Origin of the sequence: Leisingera methylohalidivorans DSM 14336, from assembly GCF_000511355.1 — a bacterium.
Taxonomy (GTDB): Bacteria; Pseudomonadota; Alphaproteobacteria; order Rhodobacterales; family Rhodobacteraceae; genus Leisingera; species Leisingera methylohalidivorans.
On the sequence record NC_023135.1, the window covers coordinates 967,870 to 984,175 of the forward strand.

The 16,306-nt window shown below is 65.6% G+C and carries 20 protein-coding genes; 9 read left to right on the forward strand and 11 right to left on the reverse strand.

Features of this window, described 5'->3' with window-relative positions:
• Window positions 1–213: 213 nt before the first annotated feature.
• From METH_RS04780 to trxB, 4 genes are all read right to left on the reverse strand, one after another.
• Window positions 214–1,893 carry an adenylate/guanylate cyclase domain-containing protein gene (locus METH_RS04780; protein WP_024089287.1) on the reverse strand — a complete coding sequence of 560 codons (1,680 nt, stop codon included), beginning with the start codon at window positions 1,891–1,893 and terminating at the stop codon, window positions 214–216.
• Between the two features lie 75 nt (window positions 1,894–1,968).
• Window positions 1,969–3,027, reverse strand: coding sequence for a Hint domain-containing protein (locus tag METH_RS22550; RefSeq protein WP_024089288.1), 1,059 nt, complete (start codon window positions 3,025–3,027; stop codon window positions 1,969–1,971).
• 318 nt (window positions 3,028–3,345) lie between these two features.
• Window positions 3,346–3,684, reverse strand: a complete 339-nt coding sequence (locus tag METH_RS04790; RefSeq protein ID WP_024089289.1) for a ribonuclease E inhibitor RraB — start codon at window positions 3,682–3,684, stop codon at window positions 3,346–3,348.
• A 6-nt stretch (window positions 3,685–3,690) separates the two neighbouring features.
• Entirely contained in the window at window positions 3,691–4,632 is a 942-nt protein-coding gene (gene trxB / locus METH_RS04795) for a thioredoxin-disulfide reductase (protein ID WP_024089290.1), read from the reverse strand.
• 240 nt (window positions 4,633–4,872) lie between these two features.
• Here trxB and METH_RS04800 point away from each other — a divergent pair, with 240 nt between their 5' ends.
• Window positions 4,873–5,373 (forward strand): Lrp/AsnC family transcriptional regulator, encoded by a 501-nt coding sequence (locus METH_RS04800; protein WP_024089291.1) that lies wholly within the window; start codon window positions 4,873–4,875, stop codon window positions 5,371–5,373.
• An 85-nt stretch (window positions 5,374–5,458) separates the two neighbouring features.
• Here METH_RS04800 and METH_RS04805 read toward each other — a convergent pair whose 3' ends face one another.
• The 5 genes from METH_RS04805 to lgt all read right to left on the reverse strand — a co-directional run bounded on the left by METH_RS04805 (window position 5,459) and on the right by lgt (window position 9,694).
• Window positions 5,459–6,238: a Hint domain-containing protein gene (locus METH_RS04805; protein WP_024089292.1), complete on the reverse strand. Its 780-nt coding sequence runs from the start codon at window positions 6,236–6,238 to the stop codon at window positions 5,459–5,461.
• A 329-nt stretch (window positions 6,239–6,567) separates the two neighbouring features.
• Window positions 6,568–6,690, reverse strand: a complete 123-nt coding sequence (locus METH_RS25120) for a hypothetical protein (RefSeq protein ID WP_024089293.1) — start codon at window positions 6,688–6,690, stop codon at window positions 6,568–6,570.
• Between the two features lie 288 nt (window positions 6,691–6,978).
• Window positions 6,979–7,734 carry a peptidoglycan editing factor PgeF gene (pgeF, locus tag METH_RS04810; RefSeq protein ID WP_024089294.1) on the reverse strand — a complete coding sequence of 252 codons (756 nt, stop codon included), beginning with the start codon at window positions 7,732–7,734 and terminating at the stop codon, window positions 6,979–6,981.
• Complete coding sequence (locus tag METH_RS04815) at window positions 7,731–8,798, reverse strand: class I SAM-dependent methyltransferase (RefSeq protein WP_024089295.1); 1,068 nt, start codon at window positions 8,796–8,798, stop codon at window positions 7,731–7,733. The genes pgeF and METH_RS04815 overlap by 4 nt, the downstream gene beginning before the upstream one ends.
• Window positions 8,795–9,694 carry a prolipoprotein diacylglyceryl transferase gene (lgt, locus tag METH_RS04820; protein ID WP_024089296.1) on the reverse strand — a complete coding sequence of 300 codons (900 nt, stop codon included), beginning with the start codon at window positions 9,692–9,694 and terminating at the stop codon, window positions 8,795–8,797. Before lgt ends, METH_RS04815 begins: the two co-directional genes overlap by 4 nt.
• Before the next feature lie 97 nt (window positions 9,695–9,791).
• Between lgt and METH_RS04825 the strand changes: the two genes are divergently transcribed.
• The 6 genes from METH_RS04825 (at window position 9,792) to METH_RS04850 (ending at window position 13,732) form a co-directional block, all read left to right on the forward strand.
• Window positions 9,792–10,037 (forward strand): accessory factor UbiK family protein, encoded by a 246-nt coding sequence (locus METH_RS04825; RefSeq protein WP_019296037.1) that lies wholly within the window; start codon window positions 9,792–9,794, stop codon window positions 10,035–10,037.
• 203 nt (window positions 10,038–10,240) lie between these two features.
• On the forward strand, window positions 10,241–10,792 hold the full coding sequence (locus METH_RS04830; RefSeq protein WP_024089297.1) for a 2OG-Fe(II) oxygenase: 552 nt from the start codon (window positions 10,241–10,243) through the stop codon (window positions 10,790–10,792).
• 298 nt (window positions 10,793–11,090) lie between these two features.
• A complete protein-coding gene (locus METH_RS04835; protein ID WP_024089298.1) occupies window positions 11,091–11,591 on the forward strand; it encodes a type III secretion system chaperone family protein in 501 nt (166 codons plus the stop codon).
• 39 nt (window positions 11,592–11,630) lie between these two features.
• A complete protein-coding gene (gene proC, locus METH_RS04840; protein ID WP_024089299.1) occupies window positions 11,631–12,446 on the forward strand; it encodes a pyrroline-5-carboxylate reductase in 816 nt (271 codons plus the stop codon).
• Entirely contained in the window at window positions 12,439–12,777 is a 339-nt protein-coding gene (locus METH_RS04845) for a tRNA-binding protein (RefSeq protein ID WP_024089300.1), read from the forward strand. The genes proC and METH_RS04845 overlap by 8 nt, the downstream gene beginning before the upstream one ends.
• Window position 12,778: 1 nt before the next feature.
• Complete coding sequence (locus METH_RS04850; RefSeq protein ID WP_024089301.1) at window positions 12,779–13,732, forward strand: 2-hydroxyacid dehydrogenase; 954 nt, start codon at window positions 12,779–12,781, stop codon at window positions 13,730–13,732.
• Between the two features lie 28 nt (window positions 13,733–13,760).
• Here the strand turns inward: METH_RS04850 and METH_RS04855 are convergent, their stop codons facing one another.
• Window positions 13,761–14,018, reverse strand: coding sequence for a LapA family protein (locus METH_RS04855; RefSeq protein ID WP_024089302.1), 258 nt, complete (start codon window positions 14,016–14,018; stop codon window positions 13,761–13,763).
• Between the two features lie 66 nt (window positions 14,019–14,084).
• The gene (locus tag METH_RS04860; protein ID WP_024089303.1) at window positions 14,085–14,687 is read right to left on the reverse strand and encodes a thymidine kinase; all 603 of its coding nucleotides are present in this window, start codon (window positions 14,685–14,687) and stop codon (window positions 14,085–14,087) included.
• Between the two features lie 370 nt (window positions 14,688–15,057).
• Between METH_RS04860 and METH_RS04865 the strand changes: the two genes are divergently transcribed.
• Together METH_RS04865 and arsH are read left to right on the forward strand one after the other, a co-directional pair.
• Entirely contained in the window at window positions 15,058–15,531 is a 474-nt protein-coding gene (locus tag METH_RS04865) for a hypothetical protein (protein WP_024089304.1), read from the forward strand.
• Complete coding sequence (arsH, locus tag METH_RS04870) at window positions 15,515–16,243, forward strand: arsenical resistance protein ArsH (protein ID WP_044008336.1); 729 nt, start codon at window positions 15,515–15,517, stop codon at window positions 16,241–16,243. The genes METH_RS04865 and arsH overlap by 17 nt, the downstream gene beginning before the upstream one ends.
• The last annotated feature ends 63 nt before the right edge of the window (window positions 16,244–16,306 follow it).

The window sequence follows — 16,306 nt, forward strand, 5'->3', positions numbered from 1 at the left end:
GGATCAAAGTGTGTTCACGCGTGAACGCATTGCACGGTTCAGCAGCAAAGCAAAGGGCAATTTCCGAAGGGCCGGCGATTTTCTGCTGCGTTGCCTTGCTGCAACGGGGCAGGCCGGGCGGCAGATTGTCCGCCCTCTGGGGGCGGGCGCGGACAACTGGCGCCGGCCGGGCAGAGGCGGCCGAACAGGCGTTCTGCACAGCAGCGGGGCGGCTTAACGCTGTTCCGCGGCCAGGGTCCGCGGCAGGGCGGCCGCATAGGCGACAGGCAGGGCCCGGAGCGGTTCGGCAACGCCGCGCAGCTGGAAGGTTTCCAGCGCCAGATGGCCGGATTCGTATCCGGCGGCGTCCAGCACACGGGCCGAGATCAGCAGTTCGACGCCCAGATCCTTGGTCTTGGCCTCAAGCCGGCTGGCAGTGTTGACGCTGCCGCCGATGATGGTGCGCGGGGCATGGCCGGCGCTGCCGATCTCGCCCAGAACCAGCTCGCCCAGATGGATGCCGATGCCGATGCGGATCTCCGGTTCGCCGTCCGCGGCCAGCCGGGCGTTGAAGTCCCGCAGCGCGTGGCCGATGGCGGTTGCCGCGTCCAGGGCCGCCTGGGCCGAGCGGGCGGGGGAGCGGGATTCGAACAGGGCCAGCAGGCCGTCGCCAAGGTATTTGTCCACGGTGCCGCCGGCGCCGGTGATGGCGGGCACGATGGCGTCAAAGAAGCGGTTCAGCAGGAACACCACGTCATAGGGCAGCTGGCCGGCGGTGCGGGCGGTAAAGCCGCGGATGTCCAGAAACAGAATCGCGAGCTGCTGTTCGCTGCCCTGGCTGGCATGGGCGCGGCCCTTTTGCCCGTCGGGGCGGAACATGCGGGTGACGGTCAGCGGCGCCTGGGGGCGGATCTGGCAGGCCAGCCGCATGTTGGCGGGGGCCTTGACCCGTTCCAGGCTGCGGGCCTCGGGCGGGGCAGGCGGCGGCAGGTGCTCGCCGCCTTCGTCGACCACCACCCGGCAGGTTGTGCAGCGCCCCTTGCCGCCGCAGAGCGAGGTGTGCTGGACCCCGTGGGCCTGGGACATCTCCAGCAGGGTCATGCCGCGGCTGCCGCGGATTTCAGGGCCGAAGGCATAGCGGATCTGCACCGCCCGGCGGCGGCGCAGCAGCCGGGCCAGCAGATGCGCCGCCGCGGTCAGCCCCAGGAGGAGGAGAAAAGCGGTGAACCATCCGCTGTCGGCCCGGTACAGTCCGGCAAAATCCTCGCGGCTGGGCCAGTTGAACCCGGCCATCAATTCGGCGCGCCGGCTGCCTTCGGCAAACAGATCATAGATCCGGCGGCCTTCGGTCAGCAGCCCGGCCAGGGCAAAGCCGGGGATGAAGACCGCCAGCCCGGCCATCCAGGGGATCAGAGGCCGCCACCAGCGGGTCAGGCGCAGCCAGTAGTGCAGGCCCATGCAGCCGTGGATCCACACCGCCAGCAGCAGCGCGCTTTGCTGCCAGACCTCGGGCGAGGCCCACATCAGCACGATCTGATAGGGGTATTCGTCGTTGACGCCGTAGATTTTGTGCGCATAGCGGGTGAACACCAGATGGCTGAGCAGCTGCAGCGGGATCAGCAGGCCAAGCAGGGTTTGCACCGCCTCGCCAAAGCGCATCCGCAGGGTGCGGCGGCGGGCCAGGTTCCACAATGCGAGGCCCGCGTGCAGGATCAGCGAGGCATAAAGGACCAGGCTGCCAAGAAGGCTGCGGGTGATCAGCTGGCGGATGTCCTGGAAGTCATCCATCCATCCGGGCGACAAAAGCCCCAGGCCGATGTTTATGAAATGGAAGAAGACATAGGTCAGCAGCACCAGCCCGGTGATGATCCGGGTGCGGCTGATCCAATTGCCCTGCCAGAGCGCGCTTGCCACCCTGGTCCTCCTGTTGCGCGGTTTCCGGGGTGCAGACTGCGGCGGGCGGGCGCGGTGGTCAAGCCGGAGCGGCGTTCACCCCAGGGGCCGGTCCGCCAGCAGGCGGCTTTCCTTTTGTTTCAAAACCCTGCGGGCGGCGGGGAAGGCGCTGCCGCCGGCTTGCGCGAGATCGGGGAACAGCGCCAGGATCTCCTGCCGCGCGGCCGCGCTGCCGCTGTCCAGAAACTGCCCGCCGGGCTGGAAGCTTTCGGTCCAGAGGCCGTTGGAGAGCACCGCCTGATGGCGCTCGAACAGCAGATGCACATAAGCGGTCCGGGCCACCGGCTGCCGGTCGACCCCGGGATGCGCCTGCAGATGGGCGGCGGCGGAGAGCACCTCCGGCTCCTCGAACAGCATCTGGCAGGCGCCGCCTTTCAGCAGCAGCCGGTGCTGCGGCGAGATCCAAAGATCCCGGGCCGGCTGGCCGGGGCCGAAGGCATCGGCGGCAACCCGCACCGGCTGCAGATGCGGGCAGGCCTGCATCCAGTCAGGCCCGATCCGGCGGATGCCAACCCAGAGAACCGGCTGAAAGCCGTTGTCGCGGGTCAGCACCCGGTCGCCGGGGCGCAGCCGTTCCACCGGGCGCAGCCCCTGATCGGTGCAGATCGCGGTGCCGGTCACGAAGCAGGGCACAAAGCTGTCGTATTTGGAGCTGCCGTTACTGCTGCCGGAGGTTTTCTTGTAGCGCGCACCGTCTTTCAGCGGGGTGTCGGTGGCGAAGCCCCAGACATCCTGGGCGTCGCCGTTCTGGGAAAACACGGTGATGGTGATGACCGGGCCGAACGGATTGCCGTCGGCATCAAGCTCTTGCAGGTAGTGGTGCGATTCGGCCTCGACCGGGGTGCCTCTGGCCACCATGGAGCCGCCATCGACGATGGTATGGCCGCCTGACTGGTCATCCTCCATCGTGTCAGCGTCGCCTGCGGTGTCGTCGACGGTGATCCGCTCGGCGGAATAGCCGGAGTCAAAGGTGAATACCGTGCCGGCCGGGGTGTCCGAATTGTTGATGATCGAACTGCCCGCAGTCATATGGGGCGAGTCGTCATCGACGGTAAATGAGTCCGCATTGAAAGCGTTGAAAGTTCGTATCGCCATTTTGGCCCCCCGGCAGAACGATCTGAAGTGCAGTCGTTTTCCGAGGGTTTTGCGCAGTTTTCTCTAACGCCGGGTTAAGGCGCTGCTGAAATCCGGATGAAGTTTTCTCCGGCGCCCGTTTGGCGGTGTGCAGCCGCCTGCGCGGCGCCGTTAAAGTCAGGTATTCCAGAGGCTTGATAGGGCTCTGAAGGCCTGCGGCGGCCTGGCGCTATGGCTCGGGCAGGCGCGTCCGGCGGCGGCGCGGGGCCTGCTGTTCCGACTGTTGCCGGGCCAGGGGTAAACAAAACCTGACCGGCAGGTTTGAGCCCTGGAGGGGGCTCAGCCCTCCAGCCCCCAGCCGTCCGGCGCGAATCCGTGGGCGAGGGCGGTGCGGGTGGCCACTTCCTCGCCGATCCAGATGCCGGTGGCGGAGATGATCTGCTCCGGCAGCGTGGCCGCCAGACAGGGGATGCCGTCCTCCGCCTCCTCGGCGCTCAGGTATCTGCAGCTGTAGCCTTCGCGGCTCAGCGCTTCGGCCAGGGCGCGCCAGTCGGCGCCGTCGCGGGCGGGGACAAAGAAGTAATCCACGTCCGCCGCCTCCGGCAGGCCGTGTTCGGCCTGCAGATCGTTGAATGCCGCAACGGTTCCGGCCCGCTGGGTTTCGAAATCATGCGGCATCCGGGGTCAGTCCTGCTCGGCCAGGAAACGCTCGGCGTCCAGTGCTGCCATGCAGCCCATGCCGGCCGAGGTCACCGCCTGGCGGTATTTGTGGTCGGTGAGATCGCCGGCGGCATAGATGCCGGGGATCGAGGTTTCGGTCGATCCGGGTTTGACCTGGACATAGCCGCCGTTGTGCAGTTCCAGCACGTCCTTGACCAGCTCATTGGCGGGGGCGTGGCCGATGGCGACAAAAACGCCCTTGCAGGGGATTTCCTTCAACTCGCCGGTCTGCACGTTCTTGACCACGACGCCCTCGACCCCCAGCGGGCTTTCGGTGCCCACGACCTCTTCCAGGGTGTGGAACCACAGGGTTTCGATCTTGTCGTTCTTCATCAGGCGGTCGATCAGGATCTTCTCGGCGCGCAGCTCGTCGCGGCGGTGGACCAGGGTCACCTTGGAGGCGAAGTTGGTGAGGAACAGCGCCTCTTCCACGGCGGTGTTGCCGCCGCCGATCACCACGATTTCCTGGCCGCGGTAGAAGAAACCGTCGCAGGTGGCGCAGGCGGAGACGCCGAAGCCCTTGAATTTCTCTTCCGAGGGCAGGCCCAGCCATTTGGCGCGGGCGCCGGTCGCCAGGATCACCGCGTCGGCGGTGAAAGTGGTGCCGCTGTCGGCCTTGGCGACAAACGGGCGCGCGGAGGTGTCGAGCGAGGTGATGTAGTCGCCGATGACCTCGCAGCCCATCGCCTCGGCGTGCTCTTGCATCTTGATCATCAGGTCGGGGCCCTGCACCTCGGTGAAGCCGGGATAGTTTTCAACCTCGGTGGTGGTGGTCAGCTGGCCGCCGGGTTCGATCCCCTGAACCAGAACCGGTTCCAGCATGGCGCGGGCGGCATAGACCCCCGCGGTATAGCCTGCAGGCCCGGAGCCGATGATCAGAACCTTGGTGTGGCGCGTCTCGCTCATGTGTGTTCCCCACGTTATGCAGCCTGGCGGGCGTGCCGCCGTCAGGCAATGCATATAGCGGCAGGGTCCGCGGGCTTAAACCCCCAAGGCTTGGCATGCGGCAGGATGTAAATCCGCCGGGGCTTCGGGCATCGCGGCTTGCGCCAGCGGAACGCAAAGAATATTGCGCGGCGATGAAACATTATTGCGCGGCCCGGCGGCAGTGCTATAAGAAACGCAAATTCCACAGGAGCTTTCAACATGGTCACAACCCGCCTTGATCCGATCGATCGCAAGATTTTGTCGGAGCTTCAAGCTGATGGGCGGATGACGAATGTGGAACTGGCCAAGCGGGTCGGCATTTCGGCGCCGCCCTGTTTGCGCCGGGTGCGCGCCCTGGAGGAGGCCGGGCTGATTCACGGCTACCACGCCGATGTGAATTCCCGCGAGCTGGGGTTCGAGGTGCAGGTCTTTGCGATGGTCGGGCTGGAAAGCCAGGCTGAGGTGGAGCTGAGCGCGTTCGAGGATAAATGCCGCAGCTGGCCGCTGGTGCGCGAGTGCCACATGCTGAACGGCGAGGTGGATTTCATCCTGAAATGCGTCGCCCCGGATCTGAGCACATTCCAAAGCTTCCTGACCGGTGATCTGCTGACCACGCCGAATGTGGCCAGTGTCAAAACCTCGCTGGTGATCCGCGGCGCCAAGGATGAGCCGGGCGTGCCGTTCGAAGTGCTGGAGGAGCGGCTGGCGCGCGAGGCGTAAGCTGCAAACAGCCAGCGGTCTGACAGGCAAAAGCCGGGCAGGGATATGCCCGGCTTTGCTGTGTCCGGGGCTGCCGCCTGCCGGCTTACAGAAAGGCGCCGCCGGGTTTGTTGCCGGCGGCCCTGGGATAGGCCAGCGGGCCGAAATCCCGGATGCTGTCGGCATGGGCAAACATGTTCAGGAACAAGGTCTTGATCGCGTAGCCTGCCAGTTTCAGCGCATCCGGCCCCGGGTGGTAGGTTTCAAACTCCAGGCCGCCGACGCTGATTGCGGCATGGCGCGGCAGGCAGAGGTGGTACATGTCCACCGGCGCCGGCGGGGCGGTTTCAAAGATGCTCATGCCGTCCTGGAATTCCGCAACCGGGGTCAGCAGCGGGCTGCTGTCCGCGCGCTGCAGATGCGGCGGGGCGCGCAGCAGCCGCGCGGCGGGGCCGGCGACAAGGCTGGAGGCCGGTTTTTGCAAGCCAAGGCTGTCGGCCATGAAGCTGGTCAGCCGGTGGCTGCGGCCGCGGCTGCCGGGCTGCGCGGGCAGCAGGCTGGTGTGGCCGATCCAGACCAGCGGCTGGCTGCCGCCATCGCGGGTCAGGATGTCATCGCCGGGCAGCAGGTCTTCGACGGCAACCGGGCCATTGGCGGTTTCCACCAGGGAACCGCGGGAAAAAGCGCAAAACGCATCCTCGAACAGCGGCAGGGCAGGCGCGATGTGGCGGGTTTCGGAAATTGCCCCGCCGGGCAGGAGGCTGCTGACCTCATAGCGCCGCAGCTGCGGCTTGGTTGCGCTGCGCTGGGCTGCCGGATCCTGCAGGAACGCGTTGGCTTCAATTGCATTTTCTGCAGCTTTCTGCAGCGAGTGGGCGATGGTCATTACAGCCACCTTTCCTTTCAAACTGCCCGTATGCATCGGCCCCCACCGGCAACACAGACGTGCTTGAACGATATGTATGCGCACCAAATGGCGGCAATTAGTTCAAATTGTCAAAAATTCTGAAGCAAATTGGTTAACATCCGGCCGGGCCTGGCAGCGCTTCGGGCGGGTCCCGGCGGCAGGCCGGAACGGATGTAAGGCGGTTCGGCTATGGACGCGTCAAGCGGCCGCCGGCCGCGGCCTAGACCGGTTGGGTGCCCCGGCGGCGGCTGGCCGGGCTGGCGCGCTTGCGCCAGGGGAAGCCGCCGCCGGGGCACCCGTCCCCGGCGTTAACCCAGTTTCTGCTTCGCGGTCTGGCCGTCGCGGCGGCGCGCGGCTGCCCAAGGCAGGGTCACGGTCTCGCTTTTCGCGGAGCGGATGATGGAGGCAATGAAACGCTTGTTCATCTTCATGGTGGTCTGTCCTTCGCCCGGCAGCTGAACCTTGTGCCGAGGGTGCTGCTGTTTGTGTTGTTCTGACCTGTTTATGGGTAACATTTGCGCCGCGAATATGACCGGCTGAGGGCATTTTCCGCCTGGCGCCGCAGCGGCGCACGACGGGCGCGCGCCCTCTGTTTCTAAGGGTAAGTTGTTGTTTTAAATGGTGTAATTTCCGTTTGGGAGTAGGGGCGGCGCAGCGAAAGGCAAGGAATGTGGCGGAATTTATTAAAATTCGCCGCAATTTCCCGGGTTAACGGGCGGTTAAAGCCGGATGCAGGAGATCAGGCGGCCGTAGTCGGCCTCTTTCGCGTGGGTCGCGCGGCGGTAGGAGTAGAATTTCTCAGGCTCGGAATAGGTGCAGTAACGGGTCCATTCCGCCGCCCCTGCACCGGCCTGGCGCAGCTTGTGCAGGCCCAGGCCCGGCAGATCGAACAGGTAGCGGCCGTCTTGGCCATTGGCAAAGAAACGGGCGTAGCCGTCGTCCTGCATCACGAAATCTTCAAAGAATTCCGGGCCGACCTCATAGGCGCGCTGCGAGATTGCGGGGCCGATCACCGCCGCCGTGTCCGCGCGCCGGGCGCCGAGCCCCTCCATCGCGTCGAGAGTTGCCTCCAGCACCCCGTCCAGCGTGCCGCGCCAGCCCGCATGGGCGGCGCCGATGACGCCGGCCTCGGGGTCGCAGAACAGCACCGGCTGGCAGTCAGCGGTCAGAATGGACAGCGCCAGCCCCGGCACATTGGTGACCATGGCATCGGCGCGGGGGCGGTCCTGCGAGGGTTCGGTGACAACCTGCACATCGGCGCTGTGGACCTGGTGCACGGCGATCAGATTCTCGGCGGGCACGTCCATTGCCGCGGCCGCGCGGGCGCGGTTGATCTGCACCGCCTCGCGCTGATCGGTGGAGCCCAGGCCGCAGTTCAGCCCGCGGTAGATGCCCGAGGAGGCGCCGCCGCGGCGGGTGAAAAAGCCGTGCCGCACCGGGCCAAGCAGATCGGACGTGAGGATTTCAAGCGTCATGGGTTCAATCCTGGCGGAGAAGCGGCCGTCGAGGGATAGAGGCCAAGTATTTTGAACAGGTTTCCCATTTCATCCGGGTGCGTCAACCGCCGATGTGCGGCGATCAGGGTTTCCAGCGGTTCGCCCTGCAGCGGCGCGGCCAGGGCGCGGGCGCGATCAGTGATGCCGAGACGCTCCAGAAACACCCCTTGGGGGGTGAGGCGGGTAAAGGCGCAACCCTTGGATTTTGCGGCCATTGCCAGCGCCTCAAAGTCCACATGGGCGGTCAGGTCGGCCTCGCCGGGGGCCTGCAGCGGATCGGCGGGTTCATGCGCACGCAAAGCTTGCAGGGTATCGCCAAGCGCGCGCCAGTCGCCGTAGTCCGCGATCAGCGCGGCGCCGCCATGGGCTGCGATTCGGGCGGCGATGGCCTGGATCACGGGGGCGGCGGCGTCGCAGATCTCGACCAGATCGCCCTCCTGGGTGTCCTGCAGCCGGTGGTCCAGGGCGGGCTGCGGCGCCGCCGGGCTGAGACCGAAGGCGAGGGTGCCGCCGGTGAGGCCGATGCGCTTTTCGCTCCAGTGATCGCCGCTGCGGATGAACTGGCGGACCGGCAGGGCATCGAAAAACTCGTTTGCCACCAGCAGCAGCGGCTGGTCCGGCAGGGCCTCCGCCGTGTCCAGCCATTCCGGGGCGTAAGCGTTCAGCGTCCGGGCCTGGATGCGGCGCAGCTTCGGAGAGGCCTCGACCAGGCGCAGCTGCATCGCCGCGTGGAAGCCGGGCACGCCGCGGGTGGCGCGCAACAGATCCGCCATCAGGGTGCCGCGGCCCGGTCCCAGTTCGGCCAGGGTGAAGGGGGCGGGGGCGCCCTGGTCAAGCCAGCATTGGGCCAGGGCAAGGCCGATCAGTTCGCCGAACATCTGGCTGATTTCCGGCGCGGTGGTGAAATCGCCCTTGGCGCCCAGCGGATCGCGGGTGGTGTAATAGCCGAACCGGGGGTGCAGCAGGCACTCCGCCATGTAGGCGGCAACAGACATCGGGCCATCCGCCTGGATGCGGGCGGCAAGGTGATCTGCCAGGCTCATGCCGGGCTCCGGGCGGTATGGCGGGCGCGAAGCAGGAAATAGAGGCCGATGGCGATCATCGGCAGCGACAGCGCCTGGCCCTGGGTGAGGCCGAGACCGTCCATATGCCAGGCCAGCCCCAGCGGATTGCCGGGGGTGACGAACTGCGCGTCCGGCTGGCGGAAGAATTCGACGATGAAGCGGGCCAGGCCGTAGCCCGCCAGAAACACGCCCAGCAGGCGGCCGGGGGTGTGGAAGGCGTTGCGGCGCCAGGCGAGATACAGGAGCAGGGCGCCGAGGAGCAGCCCCTCCATCAGTGCTTCATACAGCTGCGAGGGATGGCGGGCGCAGAGTTCCCCGAGCGCCTGGCCGCAGTCCTGTGCGGCGGGGCCGGGGAAGGCAACGCCCCAGGGCAGGTCCGTGGGGCGGCCCCAAAGCTCGGCATTGATGAAATTCGCCAGCCGCCCCAGCAGCAGCCCCGGCGCCACGGTATGGGCGACCAGATCGGCAATCTGCAGTTTCGGGATGCGGTGGCGCGCGGCATAGATCAGCGTCGCCAGAACCACCCCGATCAACCCGCCGTGAAAGGCCATGCCGCCCTGCCAGATCTTCAGGATCTCGGCCGGGTGCGCCAGATAGTAGGCGGGCTGGTAAAACAGCACAAAGCCGAGACGCCCGCCCAGGATCACGCCGAGGATGATCCAGGTCAGCAGATCCTCGACCTGTTCGGGCTTCATCGGCGGCTGCTGCGCGGGCCACAGCGCGGGGCGGCGCAGAGCTGCCGCCGCCAGCCGCCAGGCAATGACGATGCCTGCGATATAGGCCAGCGCATACCAGCGCAGGGCAAATTCGAACGTGCCGAGGGAGATCGAGAAAATCTCGGGCGAGAGGTCGGGGAATTGGATCATGGCCTGCATATGCGTCTGAATGCCTCTGGTCTTCGGGGGAAGTCAACGGCTTGCAGCCGCGCGCCCGCTTCCCCATATAGGAGTCAGCCCCGAGACGGAGAAGAGCATGCAGACCCGCAACAAGATCCTGGACGATATTTCCCAGCTGATGACCAATGCGATGGGCGTGGCCCAGGGCGCCAAGGACGAGGCGGACACCGCGCTGAAAAGCATGATCGACCGCTGGCTGGCCGACCGTGATTTCGTCACCCGCGAGGAGTTCGACGCGGTGCGCGCGATGGCGCAGAAGGCGCGCGAGGAGAATGAGGCGCTGAAGGCCCGGCTGGACGCGCTGGAGGCGGCGCAGAAGTAACCGGGCCGCCGCGCCTGTTGACGGAGCCTGCTGCGGCGTGAGGCTGCGGCGGGCTTTTTTGCGCCTTGGCGGCGCTTTGCATGGCTGCCTTGCAGAACAGGGGATGGAAACACGTCGCTTTCCGCCCGCCTGGTCGAAAACCGCACAGCGCTGATCCTGCCATTCTGTACATGCTGCCGCTGCTGCAACAGAAGGATGGTAGCATGGTTTCTGTCTATTCAGTGCCCAATGCGTTCAGCGCGCTGGAGTGCGCGGAGATTTCCAGGAAAGTGAATGCCGAGCCGGAAAGCGAGGCGCGGCTGGTGGGCCAGACCCGCGATCACAATCTGCGCCGGGCCGATGTGGTGTGGCTGGATGATGTGCCGGGGACCGGCTGGGTGATGGACCGGCTGATCTCGCTGGTGCGGCGGGCCAACCGGGAGCTGTTCAATTTCGATCTGCGCGAGTTTGCCGAAAGCCCGCAGGCCGCCGGCTACAAGGCCAAGGACGGCGGCCATTTCGCCTGGCATTCGGACATCGGCGACGGGCCGGTAGCGGGCAAGCGCAAGCTGACCCTGATGGTGCAGCTGAGCAAGCCCGGCGCCTATGACGGCGGCGATCTGGAGGTGATGCCCGGCGCCCATGTGGTGGCCGCCAGCCGGGCGCAGGGCAGCGTCACGGTGTTTCCCAGCTTTCTGCTGCATCAGGTCACCCCGGTGACCCGCGGCGCGCGCCAGTCGCTGACCGTCTGGGCGCACGGGCCGGCGTTCCGGTAACTTCCGGCGGCGCCGCGGAGCGGGGCTGCGGCGCGGCGCAATTTCTGCCTCGCTCTGCCGGTTCGGGCTTTACCAGCCGGGCGGAGTGGGGCAGGGTTACAGGGCCGGCATCTAGGGGGCTGTGGATAGTTCATCCACAAGTTATTGCAGATATCCCCAAAATAAAGGTTGCCAGATCCTCAATTCAGCCCCACCATATCTTGTATGGGAGCGGGGATACGCCCCCGGCCCATAGCAAAATAATCTAGCTATAGGGGTCTCAGTGCCCGGCTGGCTAGGCAACGAGAGAGGTGGCGACATGGCACTATCCGAGCTTCACCTGGAAGAAGACATCCACCCCATTGATATCGTCGAGCATTTGGCGTCGCATCATGAATGGGACTTTGACCGGGTTGGCGATGACCAGATCGCCATGTCGGTGGAAGGGCAGTGGCGCACCTACTCGCTGACGCTGGCCTGGTCGGGCTACGAGGAATGCCTGCGGCTGGTCTGCAGCTTTGAGATGGAGCCGCCGGAGGCGGAGCTGCCGCGGCTGTATGAGCTGATCAACAGCATGAACGACCAGTGCTGGGAGGGCTCCTTTACCTATTGGGCGGATCACAAGCTGATGCTGTTCCGCTATGGTCTGATGCTGTCCGGCGGCCAGATGGCCAGCCCGCAGCAGATCGATGCGATGCTGAATGCCGCGGTGGCCAATGCCGAGCGCTATTACCCGGCGATCCAGCTGGCGGTCTGGGGCAAGCGCAGCACCCAGGACGCAATGCAGGTCGCCATTGCAGAGGCCTACGGGCGGGCGTAAACCTTGCCCTGAACCTGGAATTTAGGGGAGGGGCTTAAGATGGATATGCAAGAAATTTCCGCGCGCGGGCTGGTGCTGCTGGGCTGCGGCAAGATGGGATCGGCGATGCTGGCCGGCTGGCTGGAGGGCGGATTGCCCGCCGCCTCGGTCTGGGTGATCGATCCGCACCCGTCGGACTGGCTGCAGGGCACCGGCGTCCATATCAACGCAGAACTGCCCGCGGCGCCGGGCATCGTGCTGATCGCGGTGAAGCCGCAGATGATGGGCGCGGCGCTGCCCGCGCTGCAAAGCTACGGCAACGGATCGACCCTGTTCATCTCGGTAGCGGCCGGCACTTCGATCGCCACCTTTGAGGATGTGCTGGGGGCGCAGTCGCCGATCGTGCGGGCGATGCCGAACACCCCCGCTGCCGTCGGGCGCGGGATTACCGCGATTATCGGCAATGCCCGCACCAGCGGCGCCGATCTGGACCGTGCCGAGGGGCTGTTGCAGGCCGTCGGGCAGACCGTGCGGCTGGATAATGAGGGCCAGATGGATGCCGTCACCGGCGTCAGCGGTTCCGGCCCCGCCTATGTGTTCCACCTGATCGAAACGCTGGCCGCCGCGGGCGAGGCGCAGGGCCTGCCGGCGGAACTGGCGATGCAATTGGCCAAGGCCACCGTTGCAGGCGCCGGGGCGCTGGCGGAAGCGGCAGAGGAAAGCCCCAGCCAGCTGCGCATCAACGTGACCAGCCCCAACGGCACCACACAGGCCGCGCTTGAGGTATTGATGGATGACGGCGACGGTTTTCCGGCGCTGTTGAACCGCGCCGTGGCGGCGGCGGCGAACCGGTCCAAGGAGCTGTCGCGTGGCTGAGATCAATTTTGACGACTTCCTGAAAGTCGACATCCGGGTGGGCGAAATCATCCGCACGGAGCCCTATCCCGAGGCGCGCAAGCCGGCAATCAAGCTTTGGGTCGATTTCGGGTCCGAAATCGGCGTAAAAAAGAGCTCAGCGCAGATTACGGCGCATTACATGCCGGAAACGCTGGTGGGCAAGCAGGTTCTGGCCGTCGTAAACTTCCCGCCGCGGCAGATCGGCACGTTCATGTCAGAGATCCTGGTCCTGGGCCTGCCGGATGAAAACGGAGAGATATTCCTGGCCGGGCCTGATGGAAAGGTCCCGCTGGGCGGGAGGATGCACTGAGATGAAAATCTGGATTGCGCGGCCGATGACGGCAGCGGTCACGGCACGGGCGCGGGAAGCTTTTGCCGACCTGGAAATCCGTGGGACCAACGCGGTGATGAGCGAGGCGGAAATGCTGCGCGCCTTGGCGGAGTTCGACATTGTCGTGCCGACGCTGGGCGACAAGTTCTCGGCTGAGATCTTTGCCAAGGCGGGCACACCGCGCTGCAAGCTGCTGGCCAACTTCGGTGTCGGCTACAACCACATTGATGTGGCGGCCGCGCGGGCGGCAGGCGTCGAAGTGACCAATACGCCGGGGGCCGTGACCGATGCCACCGCCGACATTGCCATGACGCTGATCCTGATGTCGGCGCGCCGTGCCTCCGAGGGCGAGCGGATGCTGCGCAAAGGCGATTGGGAGGGCTGGCACCCGACCCAGATGCTGGGCCTGCACGCCACCGGCAAACGGGTCGGCATTGCCGGCATGGGCCGGATCGGCCAGGCGATTGCGCGGCGCTGCCACTATGGCTTCGGCATGGATGTGTCTTATGTGGCGCGGTCGCCCAAGGATCTGGATTTCCCGGCCGACCGGGCCGAAAGCCTGATCGATCTGGCGGGGCAGGTGGATTTCCTGGTGGTGGCGGTGCCGGGCGGCGCCGAGACCACCCATCTGATCAACGCCGAGGTGCTGGGCGCGATGCAGTCCCATGCGCATCTGATCAACATCGCCCGCGGCGAAGTGGTGGAAGAGGCGGCGCTGATCGAGGCGCTGCAGAACCGCCGGATCGGCGGTGCGGGGCTGGATGTTTATGAGTTCGAGCCCAAGGTGCCGCAGGCGCTGATTGATCTGGATAACGCCACCCTGCTGCCGCATCTGGGCACCGCCACCGAAGAGGTGCGCAGCGATATGGGCCATATGGCGCTGGACAATGTGGCCGCATATCTTGCGGGCGCGGCATTGCCCAACCGGGTCTGAGAAACCTGTCTGCCTGAGCCTGCCCGGCTCAGGCGTCCTTGGGTTTGTCCTTGCGGTGGTCCCAGGCGGGATCTTCGCGCTTGATCTTGCGGGTGGCCCAGGTGCCCGCGGGCCAGGCCAGAAGTGCACCGATGGCGGCGCAGATCAGAATGGCCCTGACTGAATAGTACCCAAGCACAAATGCGGCGACGACGGCTGCCCCGGCGATGCAGGCGCCGATCATGATGGACAGGTGAAAGCGCAGCTTGCCGGCCAGCGGGTCGCCCAGAGGGTCGCGGTTTGCCATGACGGCCTCCTTTGAAAGCGGTTCAAAGAAGTATAGCACATATCACCGCGGATTAATCCGGACGGCTTACTCTGCCGTTCCGCTGCTGCGCAGATCGCCTGCCGCTTCACGCCAGTGGCGGCGGCAGAGCGAGACATAGGTCTCATTGCCGCCGATCTGCACCTGGTCGCCCTCGGTCAGCACCCGGCCCTGATCGTCCTGGCGGACCACCATGGTGGCCTTTTTGCCGCAGTGGCAGATGGTGCGCACCTCGCGCATTTCATCCGCCAGCGCCAGCAGGGTGGCGGAGCCGGGGAACAGATTGCCCTGAAAATCCACCCGCAGCCCGTAGGCCAGCACCGGCACCCGCAGGTCATCGACGACGCGGGCCAGCTGCCAGACCTGGTCGGGCGACAGGAACTGGGCCTCGTCCACAAAGATCGCCGCAACCGGGCCGCGGCGCAGCCGTTGTTCGATGCGGGCATAAAGATCGTCGCCCGCGGCAAACATGTCCGCCGCTTCGCCGATGCCGATCCGCGAGGCGATTCTGCCCTCGCCGGCGCGGTCATCCAGCCGGGCGGTCAGCAGGTAGGTGTCCATGCGGTTTTCGCGGTAGTTATGCGACGCCTGCAACAGCACCGTCGACTTGCCCGCGTTCATGGTGGAGTAGTTGAAATAGAGCTTGGCCATGGGGGCGGGGTTTATCTGTCCCGGCCTGCGGGGAAAACCGGATTCGTGCGGGTTCTGCAGAGAACGGGAAGGCTGTGGCGGGAGGGCTCGCCGGGGCAGGCATGGCCGGGGAGGAACAACCCCCGATAGATCCAAACCGAAAGCCCCGGAGAGCCAAAGTGCTGGGCAGACCAATTACCCGAACCGCAGAACGTCACTCACCCGTTCGGCATTGCACTGATCAAAAGATGCCAATTGCATCATCCCACTCGCTAAATCCCCAAAAACCAGAGGGATGGATAAGGTATCGCAATTCCTCTACAACTCAGAAATGGGAAAATAACCGGTTCGTTCCCCCAAGGGGGCGGCGGTCAAGCCAGGTAGGAAGTATATGGCTGAAATCGGGACGTATCTGAAAAAGCACACCGAAGCGCTGGTGAAGGATGTCGGCATCGAAGCCGCCTGCCAGATCACCGGCAAGTCCAAGGCGACGCTGGGGCGCTATTACTCGGACAATGCCGAGCATGCCGACCGGTTCATGCCGGTGGACGCAGTGGCCAAGCTGGAAAAGGCGGCGTCCTATCCGCATGTGACCTCGGCGCTGGCGGAGCTGAAGAATATCACGCTGTCCTACAACGGCAACGGCACTGCAGAAGAGACCGGCCGCAGCGGCGGAGTGAACTCCGATGTGATCGCGCTGAGCCAGCGCTTTGCCCAGCTGATGTGCGAATACCAGGAAGCGATGGAGGATGGCATCATCACCGTCAACGAGGCCAAGCGGCTGCTGCGGGAAACGGTGCTGCTGCAGCAGGTCCTGCTGGATATGAAGCTGCATCTGGAGGAAGACAGTGTCTGTGACCGGTGACGGCGACAGCCTGCCCGCCATTGCGGAAAGCGAACTGCATCCGATCGATGTGGAGGCGCTGGCGGCGCCCGATGACCCGCGCCATGCGCCGCGTATTCTGCTGCTCTATGGCTCCCTGCGCGACGTGAGCTATTCCCGCAAGGCGGCTGAGGAGGCGGCGCGGGTGCTGCGCAGCCTGGGCTGCGAGACGCGGATTTTCGACCCTTCCGGCCTGCCGCTGCCGGATGACACGGGCGCGGCGGAGCATCCCAAAGTGGCTGAGCTGCGCGATCTGGCGGTCTGGTCCGAGGGCATGGTCTGGTCCAGCCCGGAACGCCATGGCGCGATGACCGGCATTATGAAGCTGCAGATCGACTGGCTGCCCTTGTCGCTGCAGGGCGGAATCCGCACCACCCAGGGCAAGACGCTGGCGGTGATGCAGGTCTCGGGCGGCTCGCAAAGCTTCAATGCGGTCAACCAGATGCGGATCCTGGGCCGCTGGATGCGGATGCTGACCATCCCGAACCAAAGCTCGATCCCCAAGGCCTGGCTGGAATTCGGGGAGGGAGAGCGCCTGCCGGAAGGCCCGTTCTACCGCCGCCTGGTGGATGTGATGGAAGAGCTGGTGAAATTCACCTGGCTGGTGCGGGGCCGCAAGGACTATCTGACCGACCGCTATTCGGAGCGGGTGGAGAGCGCCGAGGAGGTCCATCAGCGGGTGTCGCAGACGTAGCCCCGGGGGCAGTCCCGTAAATCAGATACACCTGAGCCCCGGCGCCGCTGCCGGGGCTTTTTG

Excerpts from the sequence above, each read along its gene's own strand:
- pgeF (WP_024089294.1), bottom strand. The coding sequence starts at position 7,734 with ATGACGCTTGAAATCCTCACGTCCGATCTGCTTGGCCCGGTGCGGCAC.
- METH_RS04855 (WP_024089302.1), bottom strand. The coding sequence starts at position 14,018 with ATGGCAAACCGCGACCCTCTGGGCGACCCGCTGGCCGGCAAGCTGCGC.
- METH_RS04835 (WP_024089298.1), top strand. The coding sequence starts at position 11,091 with ATGGCACTATCCGAGCTTCACCTGGAAGAAGACATCCACCCCATTGAT.
- lgt (WP_024089296.1), bottom strand. The coding sequence starts at position 9,694 with ATGCAGGCCATGATCCAATTCCCCGACCTCTCGCCCGAGATTTTCTCG.
- METH_RS04830 (WP_024089297.1), top strand. The coding sequence starts at position 10,241 with ATGGTTTCTGTCTATTCAGTGCCCAATGCGTTCAGCGCGCTGGAGTGC.
- METH_RS22550 (WP_024089288.1), bottom strand. The coding sequence starts at position 3,027 with ATGGCGATACGAACTTTCAACGCTTTCAATGCGGACTCATTTACCGTC.
- METH_RS04815 (WP_024089295.1), bottom strand. The coding sequence starts at position 8,798 with ATGAGCCTGGCAGATCACCTTGCCGCCCGCATCCAGGCGGATGGCCCG.
- METH_RS04805 (WP_024089292.1), bottom strand. The coding sequence starts at position 6,238 with ATGACCATCGCCCACTCGCTGCAGAAAGCTGCAGAAAATGCAATTGAA.
- METH_RS25120 (WP_024089293.1), bottom strand. The coding sequence starts at position 6,690 with ATGAAGATGAACAAGCGTTTCATTGCCTCCATCATCCGCTCCGCGAAA.
- trxB (WP_024089290.1), bottom strand. The coding sequence starts at position 4,632 with ATGAGCGAGACGCGCCACACCAAGGTTCTGATCATCGGCTCCGGGCCT.
- METH_RS04825 (WP_019296037.1), top strand. The coding sequence starts at position 9,792 with ATGCAGACCCGCAACAAGATCCTGGACGATATTTCCCAGCTGATGACC.
- METH_RS04850 (WP_024089301.1), top strand. The coding sequence starts at position 12,779 with ATGAAAATCTGGATTGCGCGGCCGATGACGGCAGCGGTCACGGCACGG.
- METH_RS04865 (WP_024089304.1), top strand. The coding sequence starts at position 15,058 with ATGGCTGAAATCGGGACGTATCTGAAAAAGCACACCGAAGCGCTGGTG.
- METH_RS04790 (WP_024089289.1), bottom strand. The coding sequence starts at position 3,684 with ATGCCGCATGATTTCGAAACCCAGCGGGCCGGAACCGTTGCGGCATTC.
- METH_RS04860 (WP_024089303.1), bottom strand. The coding sequence starts at position 14,687 with ATGGCCAAGCTCTATTTCAACTACTCCACCATGAACGCGGGCAAGTCG.
- proC (WP_024089299.1), top strand. The coding sequence starts at position 11,631 with ATGGATATGCAAGAAATTTCCGCGCGCGGGCTGGTGCTGCTGGGCTGC.
- METH_RS04800 (WP_024089291.1), top strand. The coding sequence starts at position 4,873 with ATGGTCACAACCCGCCTTGATCCGATCGATCGCAAGATTTTGTCGGAG.